This is a genomic window from Ensifer adhaerens, from assembly GCF_001270265.1.
GTDB classification, from domain to species: domain Bacteria; phylum Pseudomonadota; class Alphaproteobacteria; order Rhizobiales; family Rhizobiaceae; genus Ensifer; species Ensifer adhaerens_B.
On the sequence record NZ_LGAP01000031.1, the window covers coordinates 1 to 11,844 of the forward strand.

8 protein-coding genes and 1 pseudogene are annotated in these 11,844 nt (G+C 59.5%); 4 read left to right on the forward strand and 5 right to left on the reverse strand.

The window, feature by feature from the left end; all coding sequences use genetic code 11:
• Positions 1-787 (reverse strand): transposase (locus tag AC244_RS28795; RefSeq protein WP_161807909.1); only part of this gene is annotated, 787 nt, incomplete at its 3' end.
• Positions 788-2,085: 1,298 nt separating this feature from the next.
• Between AC244_RS28795 and AC244_RS28805 the strand changes: the two genes are divergently transcribed.
• On the forward strand, positions 2,086-3,771 hold the full coding sequence (locus AC244_RS28805; RefSeq protein WP_053252260.1) for an arylsulfatase: 1,686 nt from the start codon (positions 2,086-2,088) through the stop codon (positions 3,769-3,771).
• A 122-nt stretch (positions 3,772-3,893) separates the two neighbouring features.
• On the opposite strand, the gene AC244_RS28810 is transcribed toward AC244_RS28805, so the two are convergent.
• A complete protein-coding gene (locus AC244_RS28810) occupies positions 3,894-4,577 on the reverse strand; it encodes a glutathione S-transferase family protein (RefSeq protein WP_053252321.1) in 684 nt (227 codons plus the stop codon).
• Between the two features lie 274 nt (positions 4,578-4,851).
• Here AC244_RS28810 and AC244_RS28815 point away from each other — a divergent pair, with 274 nt between their 5' ends.
• The 3 genes and pseudogenes from AC244_RS28815 to AC244_RS28825 form a co-directional block, all read left to right on the forward strand.
• Positions 4,852-6,810 (forward strand): elongation factor G, encoded by a 1,959-nt coding sequence (locus tag AC244_RS28815; RefSeq protein WP_053252261.1) that lies wholly within the window; start codon positions 4,852-4,854, stop codon positions 6,808-6,810.
• A 205-nt stretch (positions 6,811-7,015) separates the two neighbouring features.
• The gene (locus tag AC244_RS28820) at positions 7,016-8,338 is read left to right on the forward strand and encodes a DUF1214 domain-containing protein (RefSeq protein WP_234717052.1); all 1,323 of its coding nucleotides are present in this window, start codon (positions 7,016-7,018) and stop codon (positions 8,336-8,338) included.
• Between the two features lie 138 nt (positions 8,339-8,476).
• Positions 8,477-9,029 (forward strand): annotated as a pseudogene (locus AC244_RS28825) (MFS transporter); the annotation flags it as partial.
• Here the strand turns inward: AC244_RS28825 and AC244_RS37710 are convergent.
• The 3 genes from AC244_RS37710 to AC244_RS28835 form a co-directional block, all read right to left on the reverse strand.
• Positions 9,005-9,511, reverse strand: coding sequence for a hypothetical protein (locus AC244_RS37710; RefSeq protein ID WP_202596132.1), 507 nt, complete (start codon positions 9,509-9,511; stop codon positions 9,005-9,007). The pseudogene AC244_RS28825 and the gene AC244_RS37710 overlap by 25 nt on opposite strands.
• 91 nt (positions 9,512-9,602) lie before the next feature.
• A complete protein-coding gene (locus AC244_RS37715; RefSeq protein ID WP_202596133.1) occupies positions 9,603-9,965 on the reverse strand; it encodes a hypothetical protein in 363 nt (120 codons plus the stop codon).
• Between the two features lie 909 nt (positions 9,966-10,874).
• Positions 10,875-11,792: a LysR substrate-binding domain-containing protein gene (locus AC244_RS28835; RefSeq protein WP_053252263.1), complete on the reverse strand. Its 918-nt coding sequence runs from the start codon at positions 11,790-11,792 to the stop codon at positions 10,875-10,877.
• Between the last annotated feature and the right edge of the window lie 52 nt (positions 11,793-11,844).

Below are 11,844 nucleotides of genomic sequence, written 5' to 3' on the forward strand. Positions count from 1 at the left end.
GTTCGGTCTGGGCGATGATCCGCTCGATCAGCGGCTTATAGTGGCGGAGCTGGGTCTGCCACAGTTCGCCGGCCGGGCCCGCCGTCAGGGGCAACTGTTCACTCGCCTGCTGCAGATAACTCAAGGTGGTGCGCGTGATCTTGAGCAGTTCGCGGTAGTGCTTCACCCGTTTCGGGCGACCGCGGGTATATTCGATCGCCCGGGATCGCTTCTTCGCCGCGCGGCAGTGATCGTGCCATGGGATGGCGCTCCCCAGTGCATCGGCCTGCTGCAACAGCCGTACCATCACCCGGACAGCGTCCCATAATAGGCTACTGTCGCTCGGCTCATGGATCGGTGCGGCGGTGACGGTGCTGTCCACGCGCACGACCTTGCCACTTTCGAGCTTCTCCTGCCGGGCGCTCGCCAGCAGCACCCGGTTGATCTCTTCAAAGGTTTGCGCCCGGATCGCGCTGATCGTCTTGTGCAAGACCGACTTCTTCGGGCTCCAGCCCCAGGGCAGCCGGGCAAAGGCGCGGAACGAGGCGGAGTCTTCGAGATGGAAGGCCAGTTCCTGATAACTCAACTGGCGATGCTGCTTGAGCAGCGCGCAGCGCAACACAGCCTCGGCCGGCAGCCCCTCGCGGCCGGTTTCCTTGACCCCTTGTCGGCGCAGATCCTCTGTCACTCGGCTCAGCACCTCGCCATGCTCATCCAGCCACTGAGACATGGCTTTCAATTCACGGCCGATCTCGTGCCCGGCAAAAAGATCGAATATCCTGGATTGGACGGTGCTTTCTTGGCGCATTGTCGGCTCCGGCGGTGACGGGTTTGTCTTTAGAATCAGTAGCTTGATCTAAAGTATACCTGAAACCGCCGGGCTTTACCCGCGGCAATATCGCGATTCATCCAATAATTTCAGCGGCTTACCGTTTGTGGATGGGCACTAGCCTAGGTCTGCCAAAAAAATATGGTCGATCAGCTTGGTCTATCATGATCAGTGTCCTCATCTGTTGTGTGGATGTGACTGCGAATTTGATAGGGGAATGTGCGCGACTATTGCCAAGCCGCGGGGGGCAATCCCGAACGCTGTTCTTGCATTCTGTGCATGATGCACGCGGCGAAGCTTCTCGTTTTTTAGCGACCGCGCAAGTACGTTACTGTTACAAAATTGATGAAACACCGATCGGCCTGCCGATGCTGAAGCGGGGTAGCAAATCGAAACATCTCGACCGTATCGAACCCGCAGTGGCGAACTCTAAAAAAAGGGTTCGTCGATGATCGAGAGCATTCGCGCAACATCACTAACGACCAGCTTGTCGGAGTCACTGCCGAATCCCATGAGCGTCGGGGTCGTTCCCGAACCACGCGAGATCGCTCCCAAGGCCATCGCTACGGCGGGGTCCATCGACTCATAGGGCGACTCCCAGGCGCCGTCAGCTTCATCGGTTGAAAGCTTTGCCCCAAGAAATGACCCTGCCAATGTGCAAGGTGTGTAGTGGCGAAGAACCAACGTGAAGTGAGTTCAAGGATGCTGAAGGCGTATCGTTTCAAAACTGGGTGCAATCTTCCAAATTGCGGTTCCAAAATCGCCTCCAACATCTCCTCATATCATATTGAATCTAAACATTAGAAGTCTCTTATCTGCCCTCGCTTGGTGCTCGCCATCGCCGGGCCCCTCTGCAGGGGGAACCAAATTTTGCAACCAGTTTCAAACCCAGCATTGCTGCGGCTGCTTCGCGCAAATGGCAGTCATATAGGGCCGCCGTTTCATCGAAGTGTGGCGACGCGGGCCTTCAATCTGGTGGCGAAGGCGAAAATGTGCGATAGTCCCAGCCGGATGCCTGCCGACACTGAGGCAGGCCCAAGCCAGCTTCGCACTGCTAGCCATCGACGCTCGATGGCGGTTATGCCTATCGTCACCATCTTGGCGAACAACCAGAGCCGCATTCACAAACCCAACATACCGATCTTCATTTGGTACCGTGCCGCGCAGCGTCACAACATCAGGTCGTCTCGACCGAGGGATGAGGAGATCCTTCTGCTCTAAGAGGGCAATCTCAACCGTGCGGAGCCATGGGCAAACGCAAACGGAGGATGTTAACCATGAGTACCATGAGAAACCTTTGCTTTGGTATGCTGGCTTCCGCCATCGCAACGGCAATAGGTGCACCGGCGGTCGCGCAGGAACAGCAGCCAAAACCCAACATTGTCGTCATCATGGGTGATGACGTTGGTTGGTTCAATATCGGTGCGTATCACCGGGGCATAATGTCCGGGAAGACGCCCAACCTCGACAGGCTCGCAGCCGAGGGCATGATGTTTACCGACTATTATGCCGAGGCGAGTTGCACGGCGGGCCGGGCGAGTTTCATCACCGGCGAAATCCCCTTGCGCACGGGCCTTACGACTGTCGGCCAGGCAGGCGCGGACGTCGGCATGCCTGACAAGGCGGCAACCATCGCCGCAGTACTCAAGACTGAGGGATACGCCACTGGCCAGTTCGGTAAGAACCATCTCGGCGATTTGAACAAATATCTGCCGACACTGCATGGCTTCGATGAGTTTTTTGGCTACCTCTATCACCTTGACGCGATGTCAGACCCCTACTGGTATTCATTTCCGAATGACCAGTCGTACCGGGACAAAGTCGGGCCGCGCAATTTGGTCCACAGCTTTGCAACGGACACGGACGACACGACCGAGCAGCCGCGTTGGGGCAAGGTCGGCAAGCAGAGGATCGTGGACGAGGGCCCCCTGGCGCCGTATCCCGACATGACCAACGTGCCGAACATGCATGACATCATGCCCAAGGCCAAGTACGACATGGGCACGTTCGACGAAGTGCTGGTCAAGGCTTCGTGCGATTTCATGGATAAAGCCAAGACCGGCGGCAAGCCGTTCTTCGTCTGGCACAACACGACGCGCATGCACGTCTGGACCTTTCTGTCGCCCAAATACCAAGCCCTCATGAACAGCGACAGCAATTACGGACTTGAAGAAGCTGGAGTGGCGCAGCTTGATGACAGCGTTGGCGCTCTCATGAAATGCGTGGAAGATGCGGGTGAGACCGACAACACCATCGTCATTTTCACGACCGACAATGGGGCGGAGGTGTTTACCTGGCCCGACGGGGGTATGACCCCGTTCAAGGGTACCAAGGGTACCGTAATGGAGGGCGGCTTCCGCGCACCGGCCATCATCCGCTGGCCCGGCAAGATCAAGCCGGGTACGGTCGAGAACGGCATATTTTCGGCCCTGGATTGGTTCCCCACGCTCGTGGCGGCAGCCGGCAACACCGAGATCACTGAGCAGTTGCTCAAGGGCGTGAAGCTGGGTGACAGGACCTACAAGAATCACCTTGATGGCTACAATCAGTTGGACCTGCTGGTGGGCAAATCCCCATCCGCACGGCATGAATTTTTCTACTTCGGCGGCCCTTCTCTCGGGGCGGTTCGCATCGACAACTTCAAGTTCCAGTTCTTCCAACAGCCGCAGGGCTGGCCCGGTGGGAAGGTAACAACTGACATGCCCACCATGGTGAATATCCGCCAGGACCCATTCGAGCGGACACCATCGATTGGCCAGCAAAGCCTCAATGACCTCGGCGGGGGTTATATGAACGACTTCTTCGCTCGCGAGTTCTGGCGGTTCGTCACTGTTCAGCAGGAGGTCGCCAAACTTGCCCTCACCGCGGTTGACTACCCGCCGATGCAGGACCCGGCCTCCTTCAACCTCGATGCTGTGAAGAGGCAGATCGATGCGGCTATCAAAAACAAGCCCGGCAACTAGTTGACAACGGTCAAGAAGATGGGCGGCCCCGGCAGGGCTGCCCGTTTGTTCTATAGGAATTGGTAACCGTGGGTTTCGAGGTTTTTGCGTCGAGGCCGATTTCGCCGCTTCCAGAATTCCTCTCAGGCTCCGGCAAGAAACCGCGCGGGCATGAGATCCTTATAGGGAAACATGTGGAAATAGGGCCGCGCCTCGGCCAGCACGCGGCTCATGGACGGGCGCTCGAGCAGCCGTTCGAAATAGGCCGAAAGATGCGGATATCCGTCGGCAAAAGGCTCGACAATTCCGGCATAGAAAAGCGCGGGGGCGGCGGCGCAATCGGCAAGGCTGAAGGCGGCGCCACCGGCGAAGGCGTTGGTGGCGAAATGCCGCTCGGCCATGCCGTAGGCGACGCCAAGCGTGGCGCGGGCGTCGGCCACCCCACGATGGTCGTTCTCGCCCGGGGCACGCAGTGTGTCGGTGACGATCTTCTGCATCGGCGCATGGATGTAGAGATCGAAGAAGCGATCCCAGAGCCTGGCCTGCAGCGCCTCCTCCGCATTCGCCGGAATGAGCGGGCGAGCGCCGGGATAGTGGCGATCGAGATACTCGATGATGATGGAGGTTTCCGGCAGGGTGACATCGCGGGCGCTATCGCGCAGCACCGGCATCTTGCCGACCGGCCAGAGTTCCGCGAAGCGGGCCGCCTCCGCGGGGTCCAGAAGATCGACCAGGCTTACGTCAAAGGGCGTGCCGTTCTCATAAAGCGCGATCAGCACCTTGTGGCAGAACGAAGCGAGCGGATGCAGATAAAGCGTGAGTGACATGCGGACAATCTCCGATGTTGACGTTTCCGGCGCGCGTGGCGTCTGGCAGCTCCGCGCAACGACCATAGGTCGGGTTTCACCCGTGGGTTATTGCAAAACTGATGCTGTTTTGCAATCAGTTTGTGAGCCGGTGCGGACGCCGTCCGACCCATTTTGAAGCGCGGCAGGTGGCCCGTTTTTGCGCAAGGCCATTGAAAGCCCAAAAGATGCCCTAGAATTAATAGGAGGCAGGGCGTCGAAACGCACGGCGCTCCGCGACAGGGGAGGATCGCCGATGCGCTGCTTCACGGTAGTTGGGCCCTCGCAGACCGGAAAATCCACGCTGGTGGAAAAACTGGCTGCGCTGGGGGAAAGCTCCAGAAAGGCCACGTCACCTTATGGATTGAACACCACCGAATTCGAGATCGGCAAGGAAACCTGGTGCGCGCTCGACACGCCCGGCGGTAACGAGGCGCTTGCCCATGCGCAGCACGCGCTTCTGGCAAGCGACGCCTGCGTGCTCTGCGTCTCGCCGGCGCCGGAGGAGGCGGTACTGGCGGCGCCCTATCTCAAGGTGATCGAGGCATCGGGCACGCCCTGTGTCATCTTCGTCAACCGGATGGACGAGCCGCGCGGGCGATTGAGGGATGTTATCGCCGCGCTGCAGGATTATTCCAGCCATATGCTGATCCTGCGCCAGGTGCCGATCCGCGAGGGCGACACGATCGTCGGCAGCTGCGACCTGATCTCCGAGCGTGCCTGGCGCTATCGCGAGGGCCAGACCTCGGCGCTGATCGAGATCCCGGATACGGCGCTGGAGCGCGAGAAGGAAGCGCGCGCCGAGCTGCTCGAACATCTCTCGGAGTTCGATGACTGGCTGCTCGAAGAGCTGATCGAGGACCGCGAGCCGGCAAGCGACACGATCTATGCCATCTCCTCGCGGCTGCTCAGGGAAAACCGGATCATCCCGGTGCTCGTCGGGGCGGCGAGCCACAGCAACGGCATCCTGCGCCTGATGAAGGCGCTGAGGCACGAGGCGCCACCGGTCGACGCGTTGCGAAAAAGGTTGGGCGAGGCGGGCAACGTCCCCGAAGCCAGCCTCGCCGCCGTCAGCTTTCACGCCTATCACCGCCAGAATGTCGGCAAGACCGTGCTGGTGCGCGCGCTTTCGAACGGCATCAAGCAGGGAGCGGCGCTCGGCGGCGGCGGCCTCGGCTCGGTGCAGGACCCGGCGACCGGAAAACCGTTTGCGACAGCCGCGCCGGAACCCGGCAGCATCTTTGCCGCCGTCAAATCCGACCACTTGCCGGTGCCGGCGCTTTTGACCGCCACTGCCGCGTCAGAGGCGCCGGACTGGACGGCGCCGCCGACGCCGATGCTGGAGCGCATCCTGGTGCCTGACAGCGAGCGCGACGAGACCAAGCTTTCCGGCACGCTTGCCAAGCTGGCCGAGACCGATCGCAGCCTGAAGGTCATGCAGGAGGAGGGCACGGGTGCGCAGCTGATCTGCGTCCAGGGGCCGGTGCATCTGCGCGATCTGTGCAAGACGCTGGCGGATGTCTTCCATGTCGGCGTCACCGACAAGCCGCCGAGCCCGACCTATCGCGAGACGGTGCTGAAACCTTCTGATGTGCATTATCGCCACCGCAAGCAGACGGGCGGGGCGGGGCAGTTTGCCGACGTGAAGCTGAGCGTGCACCCCAACGAGCGCGGCGGCGGCTTCAGCTTCAAGGAAACGGTGAAGGGCGGCGCGGTGCCGCGCAACTTCATCCCGGCGATCGAGGCGGGCGCGCGCGAGGCGATGGAGAAAGGTCCGCTCGGCTTTCAGGTGATCGATGTCGGCGTGACGCTGACGGACGGCCAGCACCATGCGGTCGACAGCTCAGAATTCGCCTTCCGCGCTGCCGCCAAGATGGGCGTGCGCCAGGCGCTGTCGCAGGCGTCCGCGGTGCTGATGCAGCCGGTGGTCCGCGTCGAGATCCATATCCCGTCGATCTATTCCGGCAGCCTGGTGCCGATCGTTTCCACCTACAAGGGTCAGGTGCTGGGTTTCGACCGCGACGAGGCCGCCAAGGGCTGGGACGTTTTTCGCGCGCTGGTGCCTGGGGCAGCGCTCGACGAGCTGGCGCGGGCGCTGCGCTCGGCAACGCAAGGGATCGGCTATTTCTCCAAGAGCTTCGACCATTTCGAGGAGCTCTACGGCAAGGAGGCCGAGGCGGTGATCCATGCCCATGGCACGGCGCAGGCCGGATGAGCGCATGGGAATGGCATAAGCCTGGGCGCCGGCAGCGGGACTGAACCGGTCTTCACTTTGGGCCGGAGCACGGTATCGGGACCCAAATGTCAGAAGGGTCGTCCATGGGCCACCCGAAGCCATCTGGTAGGATCGTAACTGTAACGTACTTTCCTCGTAACGCGACGAAGCGCATTGTCCCGGCCATAGCAAGGGAGGTGCGACCGTGAACCGATTGCTGTACACCGTCAGTCTGTTGCTCATGTCCGGTCTGGTCGTTGGTGGCGCTCCGGCGCGCGCTCAGCAAGCGACGGATGAAGAAATCAGCGAAGCCTATATCTATCTTCTTGGCCGCCTGCTGATCACACGGCAACAGCAGCTCGATTTCCAGGAAGGCTTCAAGTGGAACGAACTGATCCACAGGAAGCCCGGTGCGGTCGACTGGCCCAATCCGAACCTGGATGTGGCCTATTCCGAGGCATGGGTTGCAGTCGACGAGAGCAGTTGCACCATCGTCACGGTCCCCGAAATCAAAGACCGCTATTATACCGTCCAATTCTTGAATGGCTGGGGCGAGACGCTCGCCAATATCAACGAGCGCGTTTTCCCGAACAGAGCTTCGGGCGATTTCGCCGTATGCCTGCGAGGCGCGAAAGTGGAGCTGCCGGGCGACATCATGCGCATCGATCTGCCGGTTCCGCATTCCCGAGTCCTTGCCCGCGTGGCGCTTGGCAGCGACCCGGATCGGGCAGTCGCCCTGCAGCATGACTTCAAGCTGCGGGCGACCGGTGCGCCGAAGCTGCCGGATATTCCGAAGACGCCGATCTTCGAGCTCGACAAACTGCCGGGCGTGGAGGCATTCGAGGCCGCCGTCACGGCCCTCGATGGCGAGCCGGATCTGAGCGTCGGACTTGAGAAACGACAGGCGAATGTCCGCGAGATCGCGGCCGCCATCAAGGACAACGCGGAAGAGCGCAGCCGCGTGGACGGCATCATCAAGGAGCATGCCTTCCCGGAAATCGGCAAAGCGGGCCAGACGATCGGACATGGCGTCGTTCAAAACGGGTGGGCGCGTCCGGGCGTCGTCGGAGAATATGGCCTCGATTATCTGGCACGGACGCTGGTCAACAACGGCGGCATCTGGGCGAACGTCAAGCCGGAGGTTCTCTACTACCGCGGCGGCAAGGACGAGAGTGGCGGCGAACTGTCCGGAGACCACGCCTACAAGATGACATTCCCCAGGCAAGCATTGCCGTCACGCTTTGCCAAGTACTTCTGGTCGGTCATTGCGGTCGACAACGTCCACTTCCGCGTCCTGCCAAATCCTTCGAAACGCTACCTGCTCAATGAGCAGACACATCCGGAATACGGTTCGGATGGCTCGCTCACGCTCTATTTCGCAACCGACAAGCCCGCCGACGCTCCTGAAGGAAACTGGCTTCCGATCCCCAAAGGGCAAAAATTCCGCCTGACGTTCCGCTTCTATGGCCCGCTCGACGGTGTTGCGAACGGCACATACTGGCCGCCCGCCCTGGTCAAGTTGAATTGATGCACGCGAAGCAACGACCAGGGGCTGATGAGGCGGTAGACCGGAGGGATCCTCTTCTCGCTCTATCTTCGGGTCTATTGGCCGAAGAGCGGAATTAGGCCTACATCACCGACATTTCGCCGGAGGACAAACGCGCCCTGGGCGCTGTGGGGGAGTGACACCTTCCAGTGGAACGGGCTTTGGATCGGCCTTTCGCTCGGCACCTTTGGGGTCTGTCAGATCCTTGCCCAGGCCTTTCTTCCCGGTCCGGCCGTGAAGCTGCCCGGCGAGCGCGCGACCATTCTGACCGGCGTCGCCAGCGCATGCATCGCGCTGATCGTCATGGCCTTCGCCAGAGAGAGCTGGATCATCTTCGCGATCATGCCGGTTTTCGCCCTTGGCGGCATCGGCACGCCGGCTCTGCAGTCTCTGGCGACCGGGCAGGTCGACAACAGCCAGCAGGGCCAGTTCCAGGGCGTGCTGGCGTCCGCGGTCAGCCTCGCCTCGATCGTCAGCCCGCTGGCGTTCTCGAGCTTCTATTTCGCCGTCAGGAAACAGTGGCCCCGGCGCAATCTGGCTATCGGTCGTCGTTGTCTATGCGATCGCCGTGCCTCTGGTTCTCGGCTTGCGGTATGGGCATTCGCTGCCGGCCTCCAGCAAGGCTCCAACGTCTGGGGAAGGCAGTCGCTATTCATTGAAGTCTTCCTCATAAACTGGAGCCGCATCCGCTCGAGCCTGCTCAAGATCATCCTCGGTGTAAAGATCAAAGTATTCCGCGGGTGTGTATACCGATCTGCTGGTAAAGGCGTCGCCCAATCCGCACGCAGAAAGTTTGGACAGTCCAGAAATCCGCAATCCACATGCAATACATTCAAAGGATGTTGGTAGCATGGTCTGTCGCTGGATGACTTCCCCTTCGTTCACGTCCGTAGATACAACTCCGCTTGGGTTGCCCTGGAGGAGGGCGGATGAACTACAAGAGGGGCAAGTAACTCGATGTCCCGCGTGACGGGTTGCCCAGGTTTTAGCCTGTTCGGTCGCAATCTCTTGGTCCGTTTCCGACTTGTTCGACCAGACTTTTTTATGTGCTCTTATATCTTGTTCGACAGCTTTTGCGGCATGATCCTCCAATGCCTCTATCATTGACTGTGCATTGTCGGGATCGGAGACAAGGTCTTTAAGCTCTTTTTCCATAACTCTGAGTAGAGCCTGAAGGGCCTGGTAGAAATTCGGAAGCCATTGTGATGTTCCAAGTTCTGAGAAAACCAATTCCCCACTATGAAGTTCAGTATTGCGCCGCTTCAGATGCTGCGTACAAAATCCGGGCAATTTCCGCCGTTATCACGGGCGACAGCTCCGTTAGCCGTGAGATGACTTCGCTGGAGGCGACAGAGCTTGGGGTGAACCTCTTTGCTGTGGGATCCTGACCCAGCGCGAAAGTTAGATTTCGCCAATTGGAAGCGTCAGCCAGCAAAACTGGTGAGATGTGTGCAAGTGCCGAACGTGCGACGAGTTCCAATGTTAGTGTTGACCAGAGACCGAACTGCCAATCGTCGGCAGTAAGCGATTCCATTCTATCAAGATATAGTTTTGCTTTGGTAAAAAGTGCTTCTTCAGACCAGGGGGCGTCGGTAACCTTCACTATCATAGATACATCTCCGACAAATATACTCTTTCAATTATTCGCGTCTTTGCTAAATCCGCGGGACTTCTACCATGTAGCAGACGCCAATTATCGATCAATAAAGTGTCGCCAGGGTTGCACAGCACGAACTCCTTGTGTCCCTGCCACGGTTCTGTCCGGCTTGTCATGATATCCAGGACTTCCCGAGCGGCAGCGTTCATAGGCGTCAAGAAGAGCGAATCCCATCTGAAGCCGGGAGTATGATCTATAGAAAAAATCAGAGTTAGCAGGCTTGCGGTTCCTGACCCTCTTGACCGCCGCGGCTTGACCAGAGCTCGACGCAGCACATTCTCACCAATCGCATCCATTAAAACAAATGCAGGAAGCAATCTGGTAGCCACTTCGGCCGAACCGCTTATACAGCGAAGCATGAAATATCGGGGCGGTTTCGCCCAGTGAGCTAGGTCGGTATGGAGCGGAAACTCCTGCAATCCGAACACGCCACTATATTGCGTGCGAGGTGCGTCTCTTTCGTTCCGCGGCATTAGGGTTTGGACTGTTGGAATGCCGCTTCCAGGTAGCAGTGCATCAATTTCTATGATCCTGCCGATGAAACTTGCCACCTCTCTTGTCGACAGGGCACTGTGCCACCGAGGAACAAAGGCATAACCATCATCTTGGAGCTGACGCGAAAGCTGGTCTGGTTGCACTTGCCCTCTCCGATTCGCTGCTCACACACAGTGTCACCACTCGCTCCCCAAACATCAAGGTGAGGTATCTTTTCACTGGAGAACGCCGTTTGTCCGCAGTCCGAGCATTCTGATATCCCGCGCTTCATAGAGGGGAATTTTCTGCCCAATTCCGGTGAAGTGACTTCGTCGTCTACAAAATGCCGATCGTCCTGCAGTGTCTCTTTCAGGCCGGTGCCGCACCTCAGCCAGTGGAGCCAATCAAGGCAATCTCGGCGTAGCGGCGCTGGCGTTCGTCGATTTCCTGCAGGAGCCAGTTAAGAAAGCTCTTGGTCACCGGCTTGGTGCGGAACAGTTCTTCCTGGCAGACGAACTGGTAGGTTTCGGCCGGCTCATAATAGTGGTCGTGCACCAGGCAGATCTGCCCGGTTCTGAGCTCGTATTCGACCATGGTGCGGTCGACGAGGGCCACGCCCTGTCCTTCCTTCACCGCTTCGAGGATGATGTGCTGGTCGTCGAAGATAAGGTCCTGGCGGCTGGGCGTTAGCCTGAGGCCGGAGGAGGCGATCCAGCTTTGCCATTCCGACAGGCCGCGATAGTGCAGCCTGTTGCCTGAGAGCAGGTCGTGCTTGTCGGTCTGCCCCTCCCAAAGTGCGCGGCCGCAGACCGGCACCAGGCGTTCGCGCAACAGCCGTTGCGAAAACCGCCCAGCCGGCGGATGCAGGCAATAATCGATGATGACGTCGGCGGTGCCGCTGGCGGGCGTGTTGGTTTCGAGATGGGAGAGGTGGATCTGCAGGCCGGGATTGGCGGCCAGAAACTCAGAGATGCGCGGCGCGATCAGCTTCATCGAGAAGAACGGCCCGACCTTTACCCGCAGGATCTTCTGGGTGTTGCGCGGGCGGATATGCTGGACGACGCCTTCGAGATCGTCGAAGGCGCGGTTGCAGGAGGCAAAGAGCAGGGCGCCTTCGGGCGTCAGCTCGACGCCATGCTGTTTCCTCACGAAGACGCTGAGGCCGAGATTGTCTTCGAGGATCCTGATCTGGTGGCTGATGGCGCCCTGGCCGATGCAGAGTTCGTTTGCCGCCGCCGTCAGGCTGCCATTGCGTGCGGCCGCCTCGAAGGCGCGCAGGGATTTCAGGCTCGGCAGATCGCGCATGGGCTTCTCCGGAAGGCGGTTCAACTCCCAGACCCTATATGAATTTTTTGGA

Coding starts and splice junctions, on each gene's coding strand:
- AC244_RS28835 (WP_053252263.1), bottom strand. CDS start 11,792: ATGCGCGATCTGCCGAGCCTGAAATCCCTGCGCGCCTTCGAGGCGGCC.
- AC244_RS28815 (WP_053252261.1), top strand. CDS start 4,852: ATGCGCTGCTTCACGGTAGTTGGGCCCTCGCAGACCGGAAAATCCACG.
- AC244_RS28805 (WP_053252260.1), top strand. CDS start 2,086: ATGAGTACCATGAGAAACCTTTGCTTTGGTATGCTGGCTTCCGCCATC.
- AC244_RS28810 (WP_053252321.1), bottom strand. CDS start 4,577: ATGTCACTCACGCTTTATCTGCATCCGCTCGCTTCGTTCTGCCACAAG.
- AC244_RS37715 (WP_202596133.1), bottom strand. CDS start 9,965: ATGATAGTGAAGGTTACCGACGCCCCCTGGTCTGAAGAAGCACTTTTT.
- AC244_RS37710 (WP_202596132.1), bottom strand. CDS start 9,511: ATGGAAAAAGAGCTTAAAGACCTTGTCTCCGATCCCGACAATGCACAG.